A 25,444-nucleotide genomic window follows, 5' to 3' on the forward strand; every position below is an offset into this window, starting at 1 on the left:
GTGCTACACTTGGGTTATCAACAATTCGGAATTAGCCCTCAGTTGGTGGATCGCATCAAGCTGAAGATGAAAAACTCGACTGTGAAGGATCGTATCAAAAGTATGATTGAGGGCATCTCGAAACAGGAGCTGCAGGATCCTGCGGTTGTTCGCAGATTGGTACGAAAAGCGTCAGGTGTATTGAACGAGAAATTGACCTCGACACAGGAAGAACAAATTGTAAAGTTTATCATTGCGCAGAAAATCGATCCGAACAACACCTTTCATTTAATCCGCTTGTGGGGAATGTTCCGTTAAGAAGCGGATTAAATGAAAAGTAGGGGTTGTCCATAGATGGTTTTTTCATCGTATGTGACAGTCTGCAAGCAGCGATCCTCCTATTACTGGAGGATCGCTGCTTTGCGTTTTTGGTCGCAGTTACGGCATGCTGCAATATGTCTCTATTCCGGACAAACCGATGCCACCGAATCGTGGTCATTCGTCGTCCGGTACCGCTGAATGATGTTCATCCATCGTTTGATGCCACCGAATCATGGTCAACCTTCGTCAGATGCCACTGAATCATAGTCAACCGTTGTCCAATACCGTAGAAATATGATCATTCGCTATCCGATAGCGCCGAATTATATCCATCCTACGTCTAATACAGCGAATCATAGTCATCCGCCGTCCGATACCCCGAATCACATTCACCCGCCGTAAGATGTCGCCGAATCAAGTTCATCCACTGTCCGATCCCGCCGAATCAAGTTCATCCACCGTCCGCTGACCCCGAATCATGTTCATCTATCGTCCGTTCCCGCCGAATCATGATCATCCGCTGTGGCTTTCGGACTCCAATGACGTTATTCGCAAATATATCGCCTTTGGAGCAAGGTTTCGGACCCCAGTGCAGTTATTCATAAGAAATAAGCTCATAGTTGGCGTTTTTTGTGCCAATAGGAGCTATGGGGTCCGATAGCATCCAAAATTCAGGATTATTTCGCGTATAAGGCCCACTGTGTCCGATGCCACCGAATTCCATTCATCTGCCGTGGGGTACCGCTGAATTATGTTTATCCATCGTCTGATGCTACCGAATCAAGTTCATCTGCTGTAGGGTACCACCGAATCTTGTTCATCCGCTGTGGCATTCGGACTCCAATGACGTTATTCGCAAATATATCGCCTTTGGAGCAAGGTTTCGGACTCCAGTGCAGTTATTCATATGAAATAGACTCATATTTGGCGTTTTTTGTGCCAATAGGAGCTATGGGGTCCGATAGCCTCCAAAATTCAGGGTAATTTCGCGTATAAGGTCCGCTGTGTCCGATAGCTGCCTCAAGCGCGTAAACTTGTTCGAATAAGCTGAGTTTGAGGCTTCGATCAAGAAGTTTTGGGTCACAAACAAAAAATTGGGATCTTCGCTCAAGAAATTAGGTCTCGCTCAGAAAAATTGGTTGCGATCAAAGGCTAAATTCAAAAAGAAGGGAGCGCTCCAGCCATTTTGATAGCTTAAGGGCGCTCCCTTCTTTTTATTCGTGTAAGCGTGTTTGTCTATGATCTTTAGTGGCTGATCTAAACACAATTTGGCTCTCTGAATCACACTGTAGAACGAGTGCCCGAAGATGCTCTTCTTCCATTCTGTTCGTCAGACAAAACAACGTGCTAACCTCTCCATCTTGCCCTGAACCTTCAGCAATCGCAGCTTCTCGGTTTAGGGAGCTTGCGATTGCTTGCTGAATGTCCAAACATCGGCTGCTGGTAATCCAAGCAGTGCGGGAGTGGGATAATCCCCGTAGTGAGATACGAACACCTTCGAAAGCCAGCAGGTAGGCAATGATAGAATACATTGCTTGCTCCCAACCGAACAATGTACCTGCAAAAAGCAGAATTGCACAGTTCAGGATCATAATAACGACTTCCGTTGACTTTGGAGGTCCGCCGCTCAGCAGAGAATACCCCTGGTCACTGGCTTGTTTATTTACACCGCCGAATCTCACAGATATTCCAATACCTACTCCAAGACAGATGCCTCCTGCCATTGCCGCAGGTAAAGGATCGCTAATCACAGCAGGAAAACGATGCAGCGCAAGAGACGCGATGGTCAGGCAGGTTAATCCCAAAACAGTGTAAAGAGCAAAGCGGAGATTTACTTGCTTTCGCGACATAAATATAAAGGGCAGATTGAATAGAAATAGAAACAATCCAAGCTGCATTTCAGTAGTATGAGCGAATAATGCGGATAAACCTGTAATCCCGCCGACAACAAGGCCATGTGGCATTAAAAATAATTCCAATCCTACAGCAGCAAGCAATGCGCCGGCAATGACTGTGAGAACTCGGAAGGTAGAGCTTCTTTGTAGCTGTTGACGTTGATTTATTTTGTTCTGCATAGTTTTTCCTCCTTCAACAGGGGAAACGACCTTACTTATTTTCAGTGGCTATGGCAGATTTTTTGAATATTCGTGCATCATGTCGTTTCTCAAAGTTGAATACTTTATCCGTTATTTTACAAATCTATTTAGATTCCTTCGTCAGACGATGTCCAAGGATAACATGGATCAGCACGTAAATGGCTGCAAATGGTTGCAAATGTCTGCGAAAGGCTGCAAATGTCTGCGAAAGGCTGCGAAAGGCTGCAAATAGCTGTAAATGGCCGCAAATGTCTGCGAATGTCTGCAAATGTCTGCAAATGTCTGCAAACGGCTGCAAATGGCTGCAAATAGTGAAGAATAGCCAGCACTCCGCTTTCTTTACCCAAATTGGCTAAAACAATTTAAAGTTTATCCCGTGAGACTATAGGCATCCAATGATAGATGAAGCATGAAGGCTGTGACCAACGCTTCGTCCGGCCAGCAAGCCTGCAACGAAGTTGCCAATCAGCGTAACGACAACTGCTGCAAGGGAGCTTAGAGCGCCTCACCGCCTAAGGTGGGTGGATGTACCTCAGTCTCTAGCTGAAGAAGAAGATGGCACCTAAGAAATAACGAAATAGGATCACGAGCTTTTCAATTCGTCTAACATGTTCGGTTTCAGCGAGGACAAGTCCACTAGTAGTGCGCCAATAACTTCTGTCTGCTAGACGAGTACTCTCGGAGAATCCAGCAATCAAGAATAGTGCTGCGAATATTACTAATGTAAAAGCGCTCCGGAACGGATATCCAGAACATGGTTCAGCCAAGATACTTGCTTTCTTCCAGTGGATGATGAGCAATGCGAGCATGTATAGCCACCGGGAAATCCGCATCTCTATAATTCATGAACCTAAGATTTTTATCAATTGAAGTTCTAAATTCCCTTCAGCCGACATTCATTTAGGGCAGAGGTGAACTTCGTTAGTGGAGTGAAATTAGAAAATGAGACGTGAATTTTAACAGGTACAGCCGCAGTCGAAGCAGGAATTTATAAATCACTGGACGGAACAGTAAAGAAAGTACAGGGAGTATTGCAATTACCGCAAGGGACTTCGCTCCCCACTGTTCAGTTATTTTGATGGCTCCTACCTGAGGGGTTATTTGAGGTGCAATCCTTACGGGAGGTGTAAACTTTCGCTCGTAGCGTTCAATTTCGGATGTCGTTGATTCTTGCTCCGTAGTGAATATTCCTCCAGACCAGGCAGGTGGAAAAGAAAACATCATTCCCAGAATTAGGACGATACGAAGAAACCAATGTAGTGATAAACGCGCTATATATTGCACCGAAATAACACCTCCCAACTGTATGTAGTATAAAAAGCATACCATACCTTTTCCTTTGAATCCAAATTGTTTTGTGAAAAAAATTCATATATAGATGATGAAAACATGAAACCGAACGGGAAAAATGACGTATTTCGCAGCATAGATAACTTTTATTATCTAGTTTCAGTCAGGAGGGATAAATTTGAGCGAATGGCAGGATTTTAACGGTTTTGATGAGCGCAGCTTTTTCGGAAGTTTCATTCATGAGATGCCACTGTTTTTTAAATTATTTGCTTTGCTTTTTCTTGGCCTTTTCGTTTTTATAATTGTTAAATCAGTGAGAATCTGGATGTTCAATAACGCAAGTCCTTTGATAAAAGCAAACTGCACAGCGGTCACCAAACGAACCGAGGTATGGGGTGGATCCGGTGAATCGAGAGCAAATACTAGTTATTATGTTACGTTTGAGTTTGCCGATGGCTCTCGATTGGAGTTGCAGGTAAGAGATCAGGATTTTGGCCTGATTGTAGAAGGGGACCGAGGTGAACTCCTATATCAAGGGACTAGGTTTAAAAGCTTCAATCGCGATTTGAAGAAAGAACATCTAAATTTCTAAAAAAGTACATACCATTTAAGAATCACCATGCCTGTTTTGGGTAAAACTCATATGAGAGGTTTTACCAGATCTCAATTCTGGAAGGAGGCTATGGTCTTGAATTCAAATAATTCACAATCGCAAGGGCTGGTACCCTTCCATACACTGGGCGAGGAAGAAGTGCTGAATAGGCTGGAAACTCGGAAAGAGGGTTTATCTTCCGATGAAGCGGCTAAACTTCTGGAGCGATATGGGAAGAATGTACTGCAAGAAGCGAAGGCTAAATCGCTATTAGAAAAGTTTATCGAACAATTTAAAAATGTAATGATCTTTATTTTGCTAGTAGCAGCTGTATTGTCAGGAGTTTTGGGGGAATGGACGGATACGATTATTATTTTGCTTGTAGTCATTCTGAACGCGGTGCTTGGAGTTATTCAGGAAAATAAGGCGGAGCAGGCACTCGATGCGCTTAAAAGCATGTCCTCTCCGCATGCCAGAGTAAGACGTTCCGGTCAGGTTACTGAGATAAAAAGTGAAGACCTCGTACCCGGGGATATCGTATTACTGGAAGCTGGAAATGTAGTTCCGGCGGATATAAGACTTTTGGAAGCCGCATCGTTAAAGACGGAGGAAGCCGCGCTTACAGGAGAATCATTGCCATCAGAAAAGCGGGCCGGTGTGCTTGAAGGTAGCGACATTGTAATCGGTGACCGCACCAATATGGCTTATATGAGCAGCAGTGTTACTTATGGCCGGGCGGTTGGTGTCGTTACAACAACAGGAATGCAGACGGAGGTCGGTAGAATTGCCGGTTATATCTCGGAGGAAGATAATGATGTAACACCGCTGCAAAAAAAGCTGGATGAACTAGGGAAATATTTCACCTTTATTATTCTTGGCGTTTGCGTGATTATCTTTGCCGTTGGGATCTTCGAGGGAAGAGAGCTAATGGATATGCTACTCACCTCGATCTCACTTGCGGTAGCGGCTATCCCGGAAGGGCTGCCAGCAATTGTTACGATCATTCTCGCGCTTGGTGTGCAGCGAATGGCGGGACGAAAAGCGATCATTCGCAAGCTTCCTGCCGTGGAGACACTCGGAAGTACAGAGATTATATGCTCCGATAAGACAGGTACTTTAACATTAAATAAAATGACTGTCGAAAAAGTACATGTCAACGGAAAGACCACTGATTCCAGTGCAGGACTTGAAGGGATTCCTGGTGGTGAGTTATTGCTTCAAGCTATGACGCTTTGTAATGACTCCAGCATTGACGAAGGAAAGACTCCTAGTGAAACTGAAGCAAAAGCTGGAAACAAGGATCCCCAAACCAAGAGCGGAAAAGCAATCATCGGCGACCCGACAGAGACCGCGTTAGTCGATTATGCGCTTAGTATAGGTACTGACAAAAGGGAGCTTGAAAAGAAATATCCACGTAAAAATGAGCTGCCTTTTGACTCTGATCGCAAGCTGATGACAACGATTCATGAGGTAGAAGATGGTCGATATCGTGTGCTGACAAAGGGTGCACCAGATGTACTTTTGTCCAAATGCAGCCATATTTATGTGGTTGGAGAAATTGTACCTCTACAAGACGAACATAAGCGGAATATCATGGAGAGTAATAAAATGCTCGCAAATGACGCACTTCGAGTGTTGGCGTTTGCTTTCCGAGATGAGGAGCAGCTGCCGACCGATCTCTCACCAGATACCACGGAGAAAGAGTTAGTATTTATTGGTTTGGTTGGTATGATAGACCCGCCGCGTGAGGAAGTACGGGATGCGGTAGCCATCTGCCGTAAAGCGGGAATAAGACCTGTAATGATTACAGGGGATCATCGTGATACAGCAGCGGCTATTGCCAAAAGATTAGGGATTATTGAAGATGAATCAGGTGTATTAACGGGCAGTGAGCTGGATAAATTCAGCGAAGAGGAATTTGCGGAGAAGGTTACCGATTATTCGGTTTATGCACGCGTCTCTCCTGAACACAAGGTGCGTATCGTTAAGGCTTGGCGGCAAAAAGGAAAAATTGTGGCGATGACCGGAGATGGTGTAAATGATGCTCCTGCACTTAAATCATCCGACATCGGTGTGGGTATGGGGATAACCGGAACGGATGTTGCCAAGGGTGTATCAGATATGGTGCTTGCCGACGATAACTTTACGACTATAGTTGTTGCCGTTGAAGAAGGACGGAAAGTTTACAGCAATATCCGCAAAGCAATCCAGTTCCTTCTCTCCGCTAACCTTGGGGAAGTGCTGACATTATTTATTGCCACTATGATTGGTTGGCGTATTCTAGAGCCGATCCATATCCTGTGGATTAATCTCGTTACGGATACTTTACCTGCACTTGCCCTCGGGCTTGAGAAAGCCGGTGAGGATGTAATGGCGAAGAAGCCGCGTAAAGCAAGCAGTAGCATCTTTGCTGGCGGCGTGGGGATTGGGATTATATATCAAGGGATTATAGAAGCGGCGCTTACGTTATTCGTGTACCAATGGGCGCATACGCATTACAATGAAGGTATTGCGGTTACAATGGCCTTTGCCACATTAGGATTACTGCAAATTGCCCATGCTTTTAACGTCAGATCCAATAAAAAATCGCTATTCCAGATCGGTTGGTTCAGCAATCGGTATATGTTATGGGCGTCGCTGATCTCTATACTAATGCTTGTGCTTGTGATCATCATCCCGGGCTTAAACGACTGGTTTGGTGTCTCACATTTAAGTGGATTACAGTGGGGAATAGTATGTGCAGCAGCTGTAGCGATTATTGTCATAGTAGAACTTGTAAAGCTGTTTGTCCGGATAAGCGGAAGGGGCAAGAGCTGGGATTAAGAATTTGGTTAAGAGTTGTAGTCAAAAAGCCTGAATCCCTTCAATAGGGATTCAGGCTTTTTGAATGATTTCTTTTAAAGTATGGGAAGCTTATAAAACACGTTGCATGTGGAGGATTACATTACTCCAATAACCTGAGTCGAGGTCACTGATCTGAACTCCGGGTTCGCCCCAAGTGTGGATAAACTTTCCGTCTCCAATGTAAATACCGACATGACCAGGTATAGCATCACTTTCAAATCGGCCGGGAACGGTAAAAAAGATAAGATCTCCTACATCCAGTTCGCTTCGACTTACACGAGTACCTAAATTATCTTGATCTTTAGCTAAACGAGGTAAGCTGACACCGAATTTTTTGAAAACATGCTTTGTAAAAGAAGAGCAATCAAATTTTTTGGTTTCTTCATAAGATCCAGCGCCAAAGTCGTAGGGTACACCTAAGAAATTTTTGGCAAAAGCGACTAACTCCTTTTTATCCGCTTCAGAAATACTTTGAATGCGTAAAGATTTAGATTCACTCGTGGATTCGACCGTCGATAATTTTTCGATAGTCTTACGTTCGGACGGTGTAGCAATGTTTATCTCACCCGACTGGGGATTCCAGCCTACTTCTGTTTGCAGAAATTTGGACAAGGCTAAAGGGGTGATATAGATTTGCCCTTCTTGCCGTCTAGGGGCTTGTGGCAGTGTGATTTTTTCCCCAAGTGAGAATACCTGTGGTGAGCCAGGGCGCAGCATATACATAACATCGCTATAACCGATTTTAGTGTATCCATCACTTGAACCATCATCTTTCATCCGATATCCGAGCGAAGTAACCGCAGGCTTAAGTGGAATCCAGTACTTTCCCTGAGCGTCAGTAATTGCAGATTGTTCATAATAACTGGAGGCATTTGTTCCATCAGGAGTTAGCGCGTTAACCTTAGGTTTTTGCGATTGAGATGAATAACCGCAGGATGAACTCGTTAAAGCGACAGCAAGCAATACAGTAGCGGTGGTTAGTAGTCTTTTGTGATTATTAGCCATTTAACACGCTCCATCTTCAAACTGTAAATTAAGTTTGTGCAGGGCGATTTTTTTTATGTAAAAGAAACGAAGGCAATCGTTGTAAGAGACAACCAAGCATTACCTGTTTTGATGTCATATATTCTTCAGAATTTGAAATCTATGGAAATATGATAAGTGATTGACGGATAAACAACCTCCATATAATATAGGTTTAATAGATTTCTATCATTAATGTGAGGTACGTGTAAGCTTATGCTTTAATGCTTTTATCGATAAAAGTGATAATGCTGAGTCGCTCACCTTGATGTATGCGTTAATAAACTAATGAAATGGGGTACTTTGATGAAAAAGAGAAACATTTTGGCGGGATTAAGCTTATGCTTCATGCTCGTAGCAGCTGGTTGTGGTAACAATAACACTGCGGGAAACGCAGGAAATGCAGCGAATTCCGGTAATTCCCCTACGAATGCAGGAGCAGCAGATTCAAAAACGTACAAAATTGCGATCTCGCAATATGTGGAGCACCCCTCACTTGATGCTACACGCGAAGGAATTCTCGCTGCTTTGAAGGATGCAGGAATCGTTGAAGGCGAGAACCTGAAGGTTGACCTTGAGAATGCTCAGGCTGACCAAGCGAATAACTTATCCATTGCTCAAAAGATTGCCGCTGACTCTAATGATTTGGTATTGGCAATTGCAACGCCTTCCGCTCAATCAATTGTTCAAGCACTCAGCAAAGCAAGTAAGGATACACCGATTTTGTTCGCAGCAGTAACTGACCCACTCGACGCGAAGATTGTCACGGATCTGGAGCATCCAGGTGGAAATGTATCAGGTGTATCGGACACAAATCCCGAAGCGATTAACAGATTAATGCAATTTATAGCTACCCAATTTCCTAACGTGAAAAAGCTGGGGATCGTTATTAATGAAGGTGAACCAAATGCAGTAATTATGGCTGAGATTGCTAAAAAAGAGTTGGATAAACATGGAATCGAGCTTGTGAAGGCTGCCATCACGAATACCTCTGAAGTCAAACAAGCTGCAGAATCACTTGTGGGTCGTGTAGATGCATTCTACATTACTTTGGATAACACAGTCGTAAGTGCAGTGGATACCATTATTCAAACAGCTAATGACAAGAAAATTCCCTTCTTCTCCAGTGACCGTGATACGGTTGAAAAGGGAGCTTTCGCCACCGTTGGTTTTAAATATTACGATCATGGCTATCAAGTGGGTCAAATGGCCGTGAATATTTTGAAAAATGGTAAAAAGCCAGCTGATATGAAAGTAACCATGCAAGAAAAACTCGATCTCATTCTTAACCTGAAATCTGCAGCAGCGCAAGGCATAGAAGTGACTGATGCAATGAAGGCAGAAGTTGCCGATCAAGCTAACAATATTATTCAATAAGCCATTATATAGGGGCGATTTCGTGAGAACGCCCCTTTCCGCTCGAAGGAGGAAGTCATCTATGTTAAATTCGATGCTCGGGGCCGTTGAAATGGGACTGCTTTACGCATTTATGGCTTTAGGTGTATACATTACCTTTCGTATTCTTGATTTCCCTGATTTGACTGTAGATGGGAGCTTTACCACTGGTGGTGCCATTGCCGCTGTTATGATTACTAACGGTTATGCACCATGGCTTGCTACCCTGGCCGCTATTGCTGGTGGAATGCTGGCAGGAATGTGTACGGGCCTATTACATACGAAAGGCAAGATTAATGGACTGTTATCCGGGATTTTGATGATGATTGCACTCTATTCCATTAATCTGCGGATATTTGGTGGCAAACCGAACTGGTCTTTAATGGGCGACACTACCTTGTTCACTTCCATTGATCCTCTGCTCGTACTGCCGTTTGTAGTTATTTTTGTGAAAATAGTAATGGATTTATTCCTGCGTACAGATCTTGGACTTGCGCTGCGGGCTACCGGAGATAATGCAAGAATGATCCGCAGTCTGGGTGTGAACACGGATAATACCACTATTCTTGGTGTCAGTTTATCCAATGGAATGGTGGCGCTCTCGGGGGCGTTAATCACTCAGTATTCTACTTTTGCGGATTCCTCTATGGGTATTGGGATGATTGTAATCGGGTTAGCTTCGGTGATCATCGGTGAAGCCATATTCGGTGCTAAAAATGTATTTCGGGCCACATTGGCTGTTGTGCTCGGATCCATAGTTTACCGGATCGTAGTTGCACTTGCCTTGCGGGTACCGTGGCTGAAAGCTTCGGATCTTAAGCTGATCACAGCAATTATCGTTATTTTCGCTCTTGTATTCCCGTCGATTCAGCGTTTCCTGAAGCAGAAGAATATGGCGCGGAGGCGTTCCGTTGAATTAGCTGAGCAGGCTCTAAGCAGCAAGAGAGGAGGCACCATCGATGCTTAAACTGGAGAACGTATCTAAGCTGTTCAATCCCGGAACACCGGATGAGAAAATAGCGCTGCTCGGCATTGACTTGGAGCTTCTTCCCGGTGATTTTGTCACCATCATTGGAAGTAATGGAGCTGGTAAATCTACGTTGATGAACATTATTTCCGGTGTCATGAAGCCGGATCTGGGTACAGCCAGCATTGAGGGAAATTCAATCAGCCATTTGGCGGAATTTCAACGGAGTCGTTGGATTGGCCGTGTCTTTCAGGACCCAATGGCGGGTACGGCTCCACATATGACGATTGAAGAAAATTTAGCTATGGCTTATAAAAGAGGCAAAAGCAGAGGGTTAACCTTTGGCGTAAATAAAGCTAAAAGAGCTTTGTTTCGCAATGAGCTAAGCCGTCTGGGGATTGGGCTGGAGGATCGCCTGCGGGCAAAAGTAGGGTTGTTGTCAGGTGGAGAGAGACAAGCGCTAAGTCTGCTAATGGCGACCTTTACTCAACCGCAAATTTTACTTTTAGATGAACATACAGCAGCCCTTGACCCTTCTCGTGCGGAGCTGATTACTAAACTTACAGAGTCCATTGTCCGTGAGATGAAGTTAACCACCCTAATGGTTACTCATAACATGGAACAGGCCATTCGTCTTGGCAATCGTCTGATCATGATGGATAAGGGCCGTATTATTTTGGATATCGATGAGGAACGTAAAAAAGATCTTACTGTAGAACGGCTGCTCGGAGAATTCGAGACAATCAGCGGACATAAATTGGCAGATGACCGAATGATGCTTGGCTAGTCAGTTGTAGGTGTGAAGGTAGCTCAATATAAGGGCTTGAAGTGAAGTCTGATTCTGGATTTCATTTCGAGCCCTTTTTTACATAGGAATTTTTTCGCCGAGCCATTATACTATCCTTATCTTTCAGTTCACGTAAATTTACCCAAATGGAACATTATGGTTTATAATGGAATTATAGTGATAATAAATGAAAATTATCATATTTAGGGAGCGGAGAATGCAGATGATTTGGAAAAATGTTAGCGCTTACAGAAGTTCGGGCATTTTCAACAAAATGATACTGATAATTTCCTTTTTGCTTCTACTTTCCTTTTTATTCTCTTTGACCGTTTTACAATATGTGTATCGTATCTATGACAAGCAAATTTATGAAAAGGCTTCTGAGGTACTGGGGATGTCCTCCATTAGCATCGAAAATGCCTTAAGAGAATTGGATCAGCTTTCTTTTACAGTGGTGTCTGATGAGCAAATTCAAGAATGCCTGCGCCAATTGCAGAATGATCCACAGCCTTATGAAAGACAAGTTCTACATAACAAGATCATAAACAGACTGGTTGCTTTTGCAGGGGCAGAGAAATACGTTTATTCCATGATGCTGATGGATACGAGTGGCGGAGTAATGACTGCGGGCAATCGTGAAGGAGTATCACAGGATCTGCAGGATCAGTTAAAGCCGTTAGCTGCGGAAGCTAGCGGGAGTATAGTGTGGTATCCGCAAGGAAACAGAAATTCACTTTTGGCGGTTCGGCAGATTAAATCTTATACAGGGTCAACGTTTACGCTGGATGATCTGGGTACACTCGTGATCCGTATTCGGATCGATCTAATCATTGCGGATAGTACGAGCGAAACTGACCAATTAATCGCAGTTGATGCCACGACGGGACAGGCAATCTATCCTGAAGCGCCGATTCTTTTGCCAGAAGAGCTTAAAGAAGAGACAGAACGTCCGGAGCTATATCGCACGGCCAAATATCAAGAAGGTACTTATTTTATAACCAAGACGAAATCATCTTATATAGATTGGATCTACATCAATGCCACTCCATTTAATGAGATGTTCAAACATATTACTTTTGTCAAAAAGCTGGTCGTCATCATATTCGCACTAATCTTATTAATTGGTCTCCTTTTAGGCTACAGGCTTGCTCGCAGTATTGTACGTCCGATCTCTAAGCTGACCAAAAAAATGAAGCAAATCGAGAAGGGCGATCTGGACAATCTGGAGGAACAGTCATTAGGTGTGGTTTCACAGACTGCGCAGGACGAGGTTAGTCAGCTAAACCGGACTTTTAAAATGATGATCCGCAGGATCAGAGAGCTTATTGATGAGAACTATGCGAAGCAGCTGATTATTAGAGAGACAGAGCTAAAAGCTTTGCAGGCACAGATTAATCCGCATTTTTTGTACAATACACTGGAATCGATCAACTGGTTAGCCAAAATGAACAAACAAGCCAAAATCTCAGAAATGGTAGAAGCGCTCGGTTACTTGTTCCGCAGCTCTATTGGTCTAAAGGATCCGCTGATTACACTTGAAAAAGAGATCACTATCGTGCGCAATTATGTCATTATCCAGAAAACACGGTTTGATGAGAGGCTTGATTTCCGGATGGATGTACCTGAACATCTGCATGACGCTTTGATTCCGAAGCTGACCTTGCAGCCTTTAATCGAAAATGCTATCCGCTATGCACTAGAGCCTAATATTGAACCGTGCACCATTTCTATAACAGTTAGTGAAGAAGAGCAGGGGCTCGATATCAGAGTCAGTGATAATGGACCGGGAATGAGCGCTGAATTTATCAAAGATTTGCAGATGGGAAGAGTTAAGACACGTGGAGAAGGCATCGGCTTAGCTAACATCGCGGAACGGATTCAAATCGTCTTTGGCCCTGAATGGGGCACAGTCATAGAAAGTGAGCCGGGTCAAGGAACAACTATACATGTGCGTATACCTTACTTAAAAGGAGTGCTAGAGAATGTATAAACTGCTGCTGGTGGACGATGAACGCTTGATTCTGGAAGGGATATCGCAGGTTGTGGACTGGGGACGAGCGGGAACAGAGCTTGTAGGCACGGCGTGGAACGGGATTGAGGCTTTGGTAAAAATAGAGGAGCTTAGCCCCGAAATTGTGATCACTGATATTTCTATGCCTGGTTTAGATGGTTTGGGACTGGTGCAAAAATGCAGTGAACGATTTCCAGATGTGAAATTCGTTATGCTGACTGGTTATAAGGATTTTGATTATGCTTGTATTGCTATGCAGAACGGGGTCAAACATTATCTTTTAAAGCCGTGCAATGAGAATCAGATCCATGAAGCGCTGGTTGAGCTGGTAGCAGAGCTCGATGAACAGAAGAGCCGGGGCGAATTCGTAAATAGCATGAAACAACGTCTTCAGAAGGTGTTGCCCCATGTGAAAGAACAATTTTTGAAGGAATGGATCTCTAACAAAACTTATGGAAGTAAGGATCTAGAGTACTATCAGGAATTATTCGGCATTGAACTCAATGACAAAACGGTACGCTTGCTCCTGTTCCGACTAGAAGGTTCTTACGAATATGAGCAATTGTTCGCTCTGCAAAATATTGCCCAGGACGTACTTCAGGAAACACTCCTGAGTGCGACGATAGGCGGTCATTTATTAATATTACTGGAAGACGAAGGAAATACGGTGCAGAATAGCCCCTTGCTTAAACGTATCGCTGAAGTAAGAGAGGTATTCTGCAAGTTTTATAAAATGGATGTGACAATCGCGATTAGTGATGCTGACCTTATGATTCATTCCCGGAGATTGTATCGTCAGACCTTGCAGTGCCTAAACCATCGTTTTTATTTGGAGGCGGGCGGTTTGATTACCGGGAGTGATATCCCAAGTGATGAGCTAAGTGGAAGAAATGATATCGAGCTAGATGAAGAGCATATTTGTCTACTTATAAAAGCAGGCGATCAAAATACGGTGGAGCTGGAATTGGAACGATTATTCAACTTGCTCGCTGATGAACGGTTAGATATTAACGTGACGCGTTCTTATGTTTTACAGTTATATTCCGCTATGATTCGTTTAGCAGTCCCTGATGAAAGAAATAGCTTCACATCGGGCTTGGCGGAGCTTGCCGAAATTAGAACCTTGGGAGGTTTAAAAGCATACGTCAAAGAGGCAGCGGTTCGCTTAACAGCGATGTATGACCGACATTTTAGTTCCCGGCAATCGCTTATTGTAGACAAAATGTTCAAAATTATCGCAGAGGATTACAAGAATGCAGAGCTGTCGCTTAGCTCGGTCGCTGCTGAAATGTTATATATGAATCCCGACTATCTAGGCAAAATATTCAAGAAAATTACCGGAGAGAAATTCTCGAATTACGTAACCAATTACCGGATTGCTAAAGCATCGGAGCATATTTTGAGAAGTGGGGATGTGAGAGTATTTGAGCTGGCTGAAATGTTCGGCTTCGGTGGAAATGCACAATATTTCAGCCAGGTATTTAAAAAAGTAACCGGCCAGACCCCTACAGATTTCATGAAACCCCCTCAAGCGAACTGATTATTGAACAAACAAGACGGTTTTTTGTATTCAATAATCACGGAATATTTGAGAAAATTTAACCAATGAAAGCGCTACCTAAAGGGATCAGAGCCTTTACACTATCATAGGAAAAGGGGACATGAAATTGAAAAAGAGATTCGCTTTACTAGCCGTACCATTATTGCTGTCGTCGATGTTAGCTGGTTGTGGAGGTAACAACAATAACAATGCTGCTGCTACGGATTCCGCTACAAATACTCCTTCGGAGACGAAACCTGCGGCCACGACCTCAGCAGAACCAGTAACCCTGCGTATCGCATGGTGGGGTGGAGATACAAGACATTCTTATACACAACAAGTTATTGATATGTATGAAGCCAAATATCCGAATGTAACCATTGAGCCTGAATATGCATCCTTTGATGATTACTGGAAAAAGCTTGCTCCGCAAGCTGCTGCAAATAGACTTCCTGACATCGTTCAAATGGATATTTCCTATATTAATCAATATGGATCTAACGGACAGCTCGAAGATTTGAAACCTTATTTGAACTCTCAGATTCAAGTCGGCGATGTGAATGAGAACGTGCTGAGTACTGGAGTGATCGGTGAGAAGCAATACGGAATTCCGTTAGGGGTTAACGTACTTGGTTTTCAATATGATCCAGAATTGCTGAAAAAGGCAGGTGTTGATTCTATCCCAGAGAACTGGACTTGGGATCAATACAAGGAAATCGCCGCAAAAGCTAAGTCGGCTGGACTGTATATGGACGGTTCCATGGCAGCAGACGTGTTCTTCAACTATTATCTGCGTACAAAAGGGCTGGCACTCTATAACAATGATGGTTCCGCACTTGGTTATGAGGACGATGCGTTGTTCACTGACTTTTTCGGAATGTTGTCTGGTTTGATTAAAGATGGAGCGGTCCCATCACAAGACAAACTGAGCCAAAATAAAGGGGTTATTGAAGAGTCGGATATTGTTAAAGGGACAGGTATCGGTGTATGGCAATGGTCGAACCAATACGTTGCTTTGCAAATCGCTGTAAATCGTCCTATGGAGCTGGCACAAATGCCTGGTCCAGATATGGATAAAGGGCTTTACATGCAGCCAAGTATGTACTGGTCAATTACTTCTAACTCTAAAGTGAAGGAAGAAGCAGCGAAGTTCGTTGATTTCTGGATTAATGATGTGGAAGCTAACAACCTGATCAAAGGCGAACGCGGAGTACCGATTTCAAGCAAAATCAAAGAATCTGTAGCTACACAATTAACTGATTCCGGTAAGCAAGTATTTAAGTTTGTTGCTGACATGGAGCCTACTACTTCACCTATGAGTCCACCGGTTGGATCACCAGAGGTTGTAGCCCTGCTTACAGACCTTGCTGAACAAATGAACTTCGGGAAAATCGATCCAGCAGCAGCAGCGGCACAGTTCCGAAAAGAAGCGAACTCTATTCTTTCCAGCCGTTAATCGTAGGGTAACAGATAACTATACTGCGTCTCACATGGGAAACGGCATGCCATTTCGCTAGGCGGCATCCCGTTTCCCATATTATTCACATAAAAAGGAGTTGGAGACCCTTGGCATTAACGAATCCCCTACCTTCGAATCCATTGGCTGTTAAGAAAAAGAACCTCACCGGCCGGCGGTTACGAAGCAACCTTACAGGATATGCCTTCATCAGTCCGTTCGTCATTGGCTTCCTTTGCTTCACACTGATCCCGATGATCATTTCGCTGTATCTTTCTTTTACCAAATACAATTTATTCGCTCCACCTAAGTGGATTGGATTTGATAATTACATCAAAATGTTCTCAAATGACCCGAAATATTTGCATTCACTAAAGGTAACGCTGCTTTACGTATTTATCGGTGTGCCTTTACGTCTAACCTTCGCATTATTTGTGGCCATGATTCTAAATACGAAATCACGTATGGTAGGAGCCTATCGGACAACTTATTATTTACCTTCTATTATAGGGGGTAGTGTGGCGGTCTCCATCATGTGGCGTAATATTTTTAGTGATACAGGAATTATTAACGGCATGCTTGGCTTTTTCGGAATTGGACCGGTAAGTTGGTTTGGCAATCCGAATGCTGCGCTTATCATGTTGATAACTCTATCTGTGTGGCAGTTTGGCTCATCCATGTTGATCTTTCTTGCAGGTCTTAAAAATATTCCTGGTGAAATGTATGAGGCAGCTAGTGTGGATGGAGCCGGATTCTTCAGAAAGTTCTTCAAGATTACTATGCCACTCTTAAGTTCAGTGATTCTGTTTAATCTAGTTATGCAGACGATCAGCGCATTTATGACCTTTGTTCCAGCTTATATTATCTCTAAAGGTGAAGGCGGACCTATGGACGGCACTATGTTGTATTCTCTCTATTTATTCCGTCAGGCCTTTATGTTTAATAATATGGGTTATGCTTCGGCTATGGCTTGGGTAATGTTGTTGCTTGTCGGCATCATGACCGGAATCTTGTTCAAGACATCCAAATCGTGGGTCTTCTACGAGTCGGAAGGAGGAAAATAATCCATGGCGAAAATTAAACTGAAATGGCCGCTTTATCACATCCTTATAGGTGGCCTCGCTATCGTTATGCTGTATCCGATTCTGTGGATGATCATGAGTTCTTTTAAAGAGAGCCGGCTTGTATTTGTTACAGCACAACACCTTATACCTGATCCATGGGAATGGGGGAACTATGCTAAAGGCTGGGAAGGTATTGCAGGTTACTCCTTTGGTGTCTTCATCAAGAACTCTTTTGTAATTGTCATTGTCGCAACACTGGGCGCAGTCATTTCATCTTCACTGGTTGCCTTCGGTTTTGCCCGCAATAAATTTGTAGGCCATGGCTTATGGTTCGGAATCATGATGATGACCCTGATGCTTCCTTCCGATGTGGTGCTCGTCCCTCAATACATTATCTATGCCAAATTGGAATGGCTCGACAGTATCAAACCGATCGTTGTTCCACAGTTCTTCGGTGTCCCGTTTTTCATTTTCCTAATGCTGCAGTTTATTCGGACCATTCCTGTTGAACTTGATGAAGCGGCTACCATCGATGGTTGTGGGAAATTTGGACTTTATTTCAGAATTATACTTCCACTCATTCGTCCTTCTATGGCTACTGCGGCGATCTTCTCCTTCTATTGGCGCTGGGAAGACCTGCTTGGACCGGTATTGTACTTGAACTCACCTTCTAAATATACAGTTTCGATGGGGCTTAAAATGTTCCTGGACAGTGAGTCCGTATCCAACTGGGGTCCAATGTTCGCCATGTCTGTTCTAAGTTTGGCACCAGTCATGATTATCTTCTTTATCTTCCAAAAGCAGATTGTAGAAGGAATCAGCACCAGTGGTTTGAAAGGTTGATTTCAGCAAACGAATATAAATGTTTTAAATCTCTAATTAAGAAAGGTGCGGCTGAATTTGGATAGCTATCGTTTTGATTTTGGGATTAAGGAAGCTGAGCCTGGCTACACCAAAATTCGGCCGGACACATCTTATTCTAAGGAAATAGGGTATGGTTTCACTTCTGATTCCTCAGTCTTTGGTCGTTTCAGAGGGGGAACAGATATACTGCGAAGCGATTGCTGCATCCCACAGAAAGCAGTTTTTCTTCTGGATCTCCCGAATGGGATCTACCGTGTTACGCTGCTGTTGGGTGATGCTCTGGCAGATACCAGCACATTTATCAAAGCTGGAGAAGGCAAGTTCGTATTGGACACGCTAAATGTGCCTGCGGGCCAATATTTGCGCGAATCCTTTGCAATTAGGGTTAAGGTTGGGCAGCTAAAGCTATCGTTCTCGGGTGCGGCACCGCGTATTAACGCCTTGGACATTCAGATGGACAATGAAGCGCTAGTCTTATTTCTGGCGGGAGATTCCACGGTGACCGATCAAGGGGAAGAAGGTTACCCCTATGTGGGGTGGGGCCAACTGCTGCCACGCTGCTTCAAAGCCGGAATAGCTGTAGATAATCGAGCACTTTCTGGACGCAGTTCCAAGAGTTTTATTGAGGAAGGGCATTTGGAGGGCATTGCCGCAGATATCAGACCCAGAGATTATCTGTTCATCCAGTTTGGACATAATGATTCCAAAACTGATGATTTAAGACATACCGAGCCCTTTACTACATATAAAGAACATTTGCTCCGGTTGATTACAGTCGCCCGAGAAGCGGGGGCCTATCCGGTTCTTGTGAGCTCTGTACATCGGCGAAGATTTGATAGTGAAGAAGCAATTGTAGACACGCATGGAGATTATTTAATCGCCATGCGGGAACTCGCAGATACCGAGAAGGTTCCACTGATTGATTTAGCCGAGAAGAGCCGCAAGCTCTTTGAAGCTTATGGCTCAGAGGGCTCAAAAGATTTATTCATGTGGAGCTATCCAGGAGAATTTATTGCGCATCCAGGTGGGGTGCAGGATAATACACATTTTCAGATTTTAGGGGCTCGTCTTCTAGCTGAGCTTATAGTGGAAGGGATCCGGGAAGTTGGATTAAACGATCTCATCATTCATCTTCGTCAGGGAGAATAATAATCCTAAAGGAAAAGTAAATATCTGTCGGTTCAACTTCTGTATGCAAGGTTAAGGTTAAGGAAAGAACTTAACTGGAAGACTTGCATGATAAGAAGGAGGATATCACGATATGGCAGATAAAAAGCTTGTAGGTAAGGTTGCAGTTGTAACCGGAGGCGGCTCAGGAATTGGCCGGGCAACCGTGCTTGAGTTCGCACGTAACGGAGCCAAAGTTGTATTATTGGACAGAACTGTAGAGAACGCGGAAAAGGTTAGACAGCAAGTGGAGAAAGAGGGCGGAGAAGCCCTAGTTATCGAATGTGATGTTGCTGAACCACCACAAGTGGAAGCGGCGATAAATAAGGCGGCCGCGAAATGGGGTCGTCTTGATGTTGTTTTTGCCAACGCAGGGATTAATGGGGCGATGACGCCTATTGAAACGATGGATATTGAAGCTTGGGATCAGACCATTCATATTAACCTGCGTGGAACCTTCGCGACTGTTAAATATGCGATACCGCATCTAAAAGAAAGCGGAGGCAGCATCCTGATCAACAGCTCCATTAACGGAAATCGTGTATTTTCTAATGTTGGTTTTTCTGCTTACAGTACGACAAAGGCAGGACAGGTTGCTTTTATGAAAATGGCGGCACTGGAACTGGCTCAATTTCAAATCCGCGTAAATGCGATCTGTCCTGGGGCTATAAAGACCAATATAGATGACAACACTTTTCCATCAGAGGATCTGAAAGAAGTGAAAATCCCAGTAGAATTTCCTGAGGGAGATCAACCGTTGGAAGAAGGTCCGGGGCGACCTGATCAAGTAGCGAAGCTGGCGCTGTTTCTGGCGTCTGAAGATTCAGATCATATTACGGGGACGGAAATTTATTGTGACGGTGCAGAGTCGCTTCTGCATGGTTAATTTTTCAACATAATCTTGGCCTCTCATAACGGATTCCATCCTCGTCGCTATGCCGGACCACACGGGTCGAAAGAGCATCTGCGGTGAGGATGGCTATGCCGTTTTTTGTTGTAAAATAAAGCTAATCATTATCTCCAATTTCCGTTATAATGGAGTATCTCTGGAGAAAGGAGATTGCGATATGGATTTTCAATTGGAATCATTAATGAAGTTACTAGTGGCCATGCTGTTCGGGCTGTTCATCGGGATTGACCGACAGATCAAGCAGAAACCGCTGGGGATACGGACCAGTATGGTCATAAGCATTGCGAGCTGTCTTGTCACAGTGGTGTCTATCCATGCCTTTGATAAGTTCGCAGGACCAGAGCATCCAAACATGGACCCAATGCGGCTTGCGGCTCAGATTGTCAGCGGGATTGGTTTTTTGGGTGCGGGTGTTATTCTGCGTAGAGGCGGAGATGCCATTTCGGGCCTTACTTCGGCAGCACTCATCTGGACAGCTTCTGGAATTGGTATAGCTGTGGGTGCGGGATTCTATATTGAGGCAGCATATGCGGTTATTCTGCTGATGTTTGCTGTGAATTTAGTTCCTCATTTAATCCGTTCGCTAGGACCAGAAGTACTGAATAAACATGAAGTTTCAGTGAGGATCATTATGGAAGCTAATTTTGTGCTTACAGAAGTGATCCAAAAAATCGAGCGGCCTCAGGTCAGCTCGCAGCGTAGTACTAGAGGTCCATCCCGAGCGATTCGAAGAATGAAAATTAAAGATTTGGAAGATGGCAGACAAATGATCGATATGGTGATCTCAGCACCGGATCGGGATTACGCAACAGAAATCTATTACGATGTGAAGAAAATTGAACATGTAATGAGCGTAGAAGTGGAGCAATTGTAAAAAGAGCATGTCACCTCATGACTAGATGTGGTAATCTATCAAGTGGAGACAATTATCAGACACTGGAAGGGAGAACAATATATTATGTCAATCACAGCGTATGAAGGACAATATGAAGGAGAAGCAGCTATCTGGTTGAAAGCCGGTCGTTATGAGGCAGCTATTCTGCCAGGCATTGGCGGCAACCTGATCTGTTTCCGTGATACCGAAAACGGATATCGCTTCCTGCATGAGCCTGGAGCTGAAGAGATGGAAGCCTTTAAGGCAAGTCCGGGGATTCACGGAATTCCTGTATTATTTCCTCCAAATCGTTATGAGGATGGTAAATTTCCATGGAATGGTCAAACTTATCAATTCCCAGTAAATGAAGTTGCAACGGGCAACCATTTACACGGATTTTTACATACTGCAGCTTGGGAAGTCGAAGAATTTGGCAGCGGTAAGACTGAAAGCTTCGTAACCGTATTCATCAAGGTGGATGAGAATCATCCTTCTTATCAGTATTTGCCACATAAGTATACGATCAAATTGCGTTATACCCTCGGCGAAGGAGGATTATCTCAACAGGTGTTGGTGCACAATGATGGAGAAGATGTGATGCCTTGCTTGCTGGCATTCCACACTGCCATTAACGCACCTTTCGCACCAGGAAGCAGTGCACAAGATTACCGCGTAAAAGCTACTATTGGCGAGCGCTGGGAGCTCAACGACCGCATGCTGCCAACAGGCAAATTCCAGGCGTTGGAGCCAGGAGAAGTTCAGCTTCGTGAAGAAGGTGTGAATCCATATTTTGCATCGATGGACAATCACTACACGGCTGTACCTCAGAACGGACGCAACCGGATGGAGCTTACCGATAGCAAAGCTGGAGTAACCTTGGTGTATGATGTAGGGACTTCGTACAAACAATGGATGATCTGGAATAATGGTGCTACAGAACAGTTCTTCTGCCCTGAGCCACAAATTAACTTGGTGAATGCGCCAATGGTAGATCTTCCTGCTGATGAAATCGGCTTGTTCAGCCTGAAACCAGGCGAATATTGGGAAGAGAGCAGCCGCCTGTACGTAAAATAGAGTTCATGTGAATATGAATAGGTTATAAAGAAGGGGCTGTCTCAAACGTAGTTTTTCTACGATTAGACAGCCCCTTAAATTTATCTCTTACTAATAATCTCTTCATTAATCTGTTCAATGATGTCTTGGATACTCTTCGAACCAAGATCACCTTCACCACGTTTTCTTACAGAGACAGTGTCGGAATTTTTTTCGTTCTCTCCAAGTACAAGCATGTAAGGTGCTTTTTCAAGCTGAGCTTCACGAATTTTGTAGCCTAACTTCTCATTTCGGATATCTACTTCGACACGAATGCCAGCCTTCTCCATGTGATGCTTCACTTGCAGTGCATAGTCAACATAGTTCTCAGAGACTGGCAATAACTTCGCATGAACAGGTGCGAGCCACAGTGGGAAAGCTCCAGCGAAATGTTCAGTAATAATCCCCATAAAACGATCGATCGACCCATAAACAGCGCGATGGATTACGACCGGGCGATGTTTAAGATTATCTTCCCCGATGTAAGTAAGATCGAATTTCTCTGGCATTTGCCAATCTAGTTGGATTGTTCCACATTGCCAGCTTCGTTTTAGCGCATCTAAGATATGGAAATCAATCTTAGGTCCATAGAACGCGCCATCCCCTTCATTCACACGATATTCGATCCCGAGATTGTCTAATACATTTTGTAAAGATTGTTCAGCCTGATCCCATAATTCTTCAGATCCCATATAATCTGCCGGCCGAGTTGATAATTCAATCTTATACTCAAAGCCGAACACTTGATAAATATGGTCAATCAGTGAGATTACCCGTCTTATTTCATCCTCAATTTGCTCTGGCAAAACGAAGAGGTGAGCATCATCCTGGCAGAAAGTGCGGACTCTCATCATCCCGTTCAGTGCTCCGGAATATTCATGGCGATGCACTTGACCGAATTCCGAGATACGGATAGGCAGTTCCCGGTAGGAATGCAGAGTATTTTTGAAAATTAGCATATGCCCAGGGCAGTTCATCGGCTTAAGGGCAAATTTTGTTTCATCTACATCTGTGAAATACATATTGTCCTTGTAGTGATCCCAGTGTCCTGACTGCTCCCAAAGCCGATTGTTCATCATCAGCGGTGTACGAACTTCATCGTAATCTCTCTGTCTTTGTAATTCCCGGGCAAAGTTCTCAAGCTCTGTACGGATTGTCATTCCCTTGGGAAGATAGAAGGGCATGCCTGGCGCTTCTTCTGAGAACATGAACAACTCAAGTTCTTTGCCGAGCTTACGGTGGTCACGTTTTTTAGCTTCTTCAAGAAACAGTAAATGTTCCTCTAACTGCGCTTTTTTAGGAAAGGCAGTTCCATAAATACGTTGCAGCATTTTGTTATTGGAATCTCCACGCCAGTAGGCACCCGCTACATTCAACAGCTTAAAGGCTTTGACCAAGCCAGTAGAGGGAAGATGTGGCCCACGGCAAAGATCGGAGAATTCACCTTGATCATAAATAGTTAATACTGTGTCTTCCGGCAGATCATGAATAAGCTCCAGCTTTAAAGGCTCATTAAGCTCTTCAAAAAGTTTAATGGTCTCTGCGCGGCTCACCACACGGCGGACAATCTGGTGATTCTCTTGGATGATTTTCGCCATTTCTTGTTCGATTGCAGCAAGATCATCAGTGGATAGAGGTTTCTCAATATCAATGTCATAGTAGAAGCCGTCTTCGATAACAGGACCTATGCCTAGCTGGACAGCTTTATCTCCATATATACGTTTTATGGCCTGCGCCATGATATGTGCAGTACTGTGTCTATAAACCTCAAGACCGTCTTTGCTATCCAACGTAACAATATCGAGCCGGCAATCATGTTCGATCGCTTGGTTTAGATCAACAGATTTTCCATCAATTTTTCCAGCTACAGCATTTTTTTTCAGACTGGTACTTATGGCACCTGCTGCTTCTTTAATCGTTGTTCCTTGCAGTACCTCTCTAATTGTTCCATCTTGCAGTGTTACCTTGATCTTCATGATTTTAGCCTCCGTTTCTCAAATATTGTTAGTTGTGAACGCAAAAAAACGCATCTCTCCCAGAAAGGGACGAGTGCGTTCAGCTCGTGGTTCCACCCTAATTCGACCTGTCATTTAGACAGGACCTCATTGGTATCCGATATCGGGGATAAATCGGTGCCGCATACTACCGAAAAAACAAAGTTCTACGGATTCAGCGCCACGGCTACAAAGGGGTAACTTCACAACCGGTAACTGGAGAAGCTTGCAGCCTGGACTTCTCTCTCTGGACAGTTCGTGTAGGAAATCATGTCTTTGATCATTGCCATATTCTGTTGCTAGTTAATATTACTCAATAGTATTCAATAAAGTCAAGGGGGGGAGGTGCACAGAAATCGGATGATCGTTTCTCCGCGGTCTTCATTTGCTTATTGGTAAAGGAAATGAGGAAGGACTTGGCGAATTTATATTTCAACATGCTTAAGGGGGATTGTAATGCAGATTATTGCCATGCTGACAATGCTAATCGACCATATTGGCTATATCTTTTTCCCGGAGAATCTTGCTTGGAGATATGTAGGGAGAATAGCTTTTCCGATTTATTGTTATGGGCTTGTGCAGGGACATATCCATACTTCATCCAGACCTAAATATTTATTTCGGTTGCTCTTGATTGCGATTATTGCCCAGATTCCCTATAATCTAGCGCTAAATTCTGGTGGCTGGAACGTGGTGTTTACGTTATTGCTGTCAGCAATCGTACTGGTAATTTTGGACAAGCTGCCTTCACTATGGCTTGGTATACCTGTGGTAATTGCGGCTATAGTGTTAATGGATTATTACCCTATAGATTACAATGCGTACGGTTTGCTCTTAGTATTGATTTTTCGTTATACGAAATCGTACTGGCTTGTTGGAGCCCATCTGGCACTGAATCTATTCTATATGTTTTATAATTATTGGGTTGTACAGATGCTCAGTATTTTACCTACCTTGCTGATTGCTTTTACGCCTTTAATTTGGAATCGCTTGGAGCGGCACCGGGTTCCACGCTGGATGTGGTGGTCATTTTATCCTGCACATTTACTGATGTTGGCGATAGTTAAGGCTGTAATTTACAAGGATTGGGCTCAGATCGAATGGCGAAGTTTGTTGAATATCTAAATATTTTACAATAAAAGGAACTTTGATTTACAAAACTTACCTTAGCTGAGATA

22 protein-coding genes are annotated in these 25,444 nt (G+C 43.8%); 16 read left to right on the top strand and 6 right to left on the bottom strand.

Annotation, left to right across the window (positions count from 1 at the left end; translation table 11 throughout):
- Positions 1–9 precede the first annotated feature (9 nt).
- Positions 10–297, top strand: a complete 288-nt coding sequence (locus MHH46_RS12560) for a stage VI sporulation protein F (protein WP_036686212.1) — start codon at positions 10–12, stop codon at positions 295–297.
- Positions 298–1,514: 1,217 nt separating this feature from the next.
- On the opposite strand, the gene MHH46_RS12565 is transcribed toward MHH46_RS12560, so the two are convergent.
- From MHH46_RS12565 to MHH46_RS12580, 4 genes are all read right to left on the bottom strand, one after another.
- Positions 1,515–2,375: a YitT family protein gene (locus MHH46_RS12565; protein ID WP_076125880.1), complete on the bottom strand. Its 861-nt coding sequence runs from the start codon at positions 2,373–2,375 to the stop codon at positions 1,515–1,517.
- A gap of 128 nt (positions 2,376–2,503) precedes the next feature.
- A complete protein-coding gene (locus tag MHH46_RS12570) occupies positions 2,504–2,743 on the bottom strand; it encodes a hypothetical protein (RefSeq protein ID WP_405132609.1) in 240 nt (79 codons plus the stop codon).
- 192 nt (positions 2,744–2,935) lie between these two features.
- The gene (locus MHH46_RS12575; RefSeq protein ID WP_076189884.1) at positions 2,936–3,205 is read right to left on the bottom strand and encodes a hypothetical protein; all 270 of its coding nucleotides are present in this window, start codon (positions 3,203–3,205) and stop codon (positions 2,936–2,938) included.
- A gap of 112 nt (positions 3,206–3,317) precedes the next feature.
- The gene (locus MHH46_RS12580) at positions 3,318–3,680 is read right to left on the bottom strand and encodes a hypothetical protein (RefSeq protein WP_076189885.1); all 363 of its coding nucleotides are present in this window, start codon (positions 3,678–3,680) and stop codon (positions 3,318–3,320) included.
- A 184-nt stretch (positions 3,681–3,864) separates the two neighbouring features.
- Between MHH46_RS12580 and MHH46_RS12585 the strand changes: the two genes are divergently transcribed.
- Entirely contained in the window at positions 3,865–4,278 is a 414-nt protein-coding gene (locus MHH46_RS12585; protein WP_256717152.1) for a DUF2500 domain-containing protein, read from the top strand.
- Between the two features lie 126 nt (positions 4,279–4,404).
- Entirely contained in the window at positions 4,405–7,101 is a 2,697-nt protein-coding gene (locus MHH46_RS12590; protein WP_218642197.1) for a calcium-translocating P-type ATPase, SERCA-type, read from the top strand.
- Positions 7,102–7,191: 90 nt separating this feature from the next.
- Here the strand turns inward: MHH46_RS12590 and MHH46_RS12595 are convergent, their stop codons facing one another.
- Positions 7,192–8,127 carry a C40 family peptidase gene (locus tag MHH46_RS12595; protein ID WP_076189887.1) on the bottom strand — a complete coding sequence of 312 codons (936 nt, stop codon included), beginning with the start codon at positions 8,125–8,127 and terminating at the stop codon, positions 7,192–7,194.
- 324 nt (positions 8,128–8,451) lie between these two features.
- Between MHH46_RS12595 and MHH46_RS12600 the strand changes: the two genes are divergently transcribed.
- The 12 genes from MHH46_RS12600 to MHH46_RS12655 all read left to right on the top strand — a co-directional run bounded on the left by MHH46_RS12600 (position 8,452) and on the right by MHH46_RS12655 (position 22,254).
- Positions 8,452–9,522 (top strand): ABC transporter substrate-binding protein, encoded by a 1,071-nt coding sequence (locus MHH46_RS12600; protein WP_076189888.1) that lies wholly within the window; start codon positions 8,452–8,454, stop codon positions 9,520–9,522.
- 61 nt (positions 9,523–9,583) lie between these two features.
- Entirely contained in the window at positions 9,584–10,507 is a 924-nt protein-coding gene (locus MHH46_RS12605) for an ABC transporter permease (RefSeq protein WP_036686219.1), read from the top strand.
- Positions 10,500–11,294 carry an ABC transporter ATP-binding protein gene (locus tag MHH46_RS12610; RefSeq protein WP_076125889.1) on the top strand — a complete coding sequence of 265 codons (795 nt, stop codon included), beginning with the start codon at positions 10,500–10,502 and terminating at the stop codon, positions 11,292–11,294. The genes MHH46_RS12605 and MHH46_RS12610 overlap by 8 nt, the downstream gene beginning before the upstream one ends.
- Positions 11,295–11,517: 223 nt before the next feature.
- Complete coding sequence (locus MHH46_RS12615; protein ID WP_076190155.1) at positions 11,518–13,284, top strand: sensor histidine kinase; 1,767 nt, start codon at positions 11,518–11,520, stop codon at positions 13,282–13,284.
- Positions 13,277–14,845, top strand: a complete 1,569-nt coding sequence (locus MHH46_RS12620) for a response regulator (RefSeq protein WP_076189889.1) — start codon at positions 13,277–13,279, stop codon at positions 14,843–14,845. The genes MHH46_RS12615 and MHH46_RS12620 overlap by 8 nt, the downstream gene beginning before the upstream one ends.
- Before the next feature lie 121 nt (positions 14,846–14,966).
- Positions 14,967–16,301 (top strand): extracellular solute-binding protein, encoded by a 1,335-nt coding sequence (locus tag MHH46_RS12625; protein ID WP_076125892.1) that lies wholly within the window; start codon positions 14,967–14,969, stop codon positions 16,299–16,301.
- Between the two features lie 143 nt (positions 16,302–16,444).
- Positions 16,445–17,365: a carbohydrate ABC transporter permease gene (locus tag MHH46_RS12630; protein WP_076105030.1), complete on the top strand. Its 921-nt coding sequence runs from the start codon at positions 16,445–16,447 to the stop codon at positions 17,363–17,365.
- A gap of 3 nt (positions 17,366–17,368) precedes the next feature.
- Positions 17,369–18,208, top strand: coding sequence for a carbohydrate ABC transporter permease (locus MHH46_RS12635; protein WP_038570347.1), 840 nt, complete (start codon positions 17,369–17,371; stop codon positions 18,206–18,208).
- A gap of 57 nt (positions 18,209–18,265) precedes the next feature.
- A complete protein-coding gene (locus MHH46_RS12640; protein ID WP_076189890.1) occupies positions 18,266–19,378 on the top strand; it encodes a rhamnogalacturonan acetylesterase in 1,113 nt (370 codons plus the stop codon).
- Positions 19,379–19,490: 112 nt separating this feature from the next.
- Complete coding sequence (locus tag MHH46_RS12645; protein WP_076105002.1) at positions 19,491–20,282, top strand: SDR family NAD(P)-dependent oxidoreductase; 792 nt, start codon at positions 19,491–19,493, stop codon at positions 20,280–20,282.
- A gap of 181 nt (positions 20,283–20,463) precedes the next feature.
- A complete protein-coding gene (locus tag MHH46_RS12650) occupies positions 20,464–21,180 on the top strand; it encodes an MgtC/SapB family protein (protein WP_036686231.1) in 717 nt (238 codons plus the stop codon).
- An 84-nt stretch (positions 21,181–21,264) separates the two neighbouring features.
- Positions 21,265–22,254, top strand: coding sequence for an aldose 1-epimerase (locus MHH46_RS12655; RefSeq protein ID WP_076183424.1), 990 nt, complete (start codon positions 21,265–21,267; stop codon positions 22,252–22,254).
- Between the two features lie 80 nt (positions 22,255–22,334).
- Here MHH46_RS12655 and thrS read toward each other — a convergent pair whose 3' ends face one another.
- Complete coding sequence (gene thrS, locus MHH46_RS12660) at positions 22,335–24,248, bottom strand: threonine--tRNA ligase (RefSeq protein WP_076189891.1); 1,914 nt, start codon at positions 24,246–24,248, stop codon at positions 22,335–22,337.
- A 474-nt stretch (positions 24,249–24,722) separates the two neighbouring features.
- On the opposite strand from thrS, the gene MHH46_RS12665 reads away from it, so the two are divergent.
- The gene (locus tag MHH46_RS12665; RefSeq protein WP_076135480.1) at positions 24,723–25,391 is read left to right on the top strand and encodes a TraX family protein; all 669 of its coding nucleotides are present in this window, start codon (positions 24,723–24,725) and stop codon (positions 25,389–25,391) included.
- Positions 25,392–25,444 lie beyond the last annotated feature (53 nt).

The sequence above is a fragment of the Paenibacillus sp. FSL H8-0175 genome (genome assembly GCF_045040615.1).
Lineage (GTDB): Bacteria > Bacillota > Bacilli > Paenibacillales > Paenibacillaceae > Paenibacillus_AQ > Paenibacillus_AQ odorifer.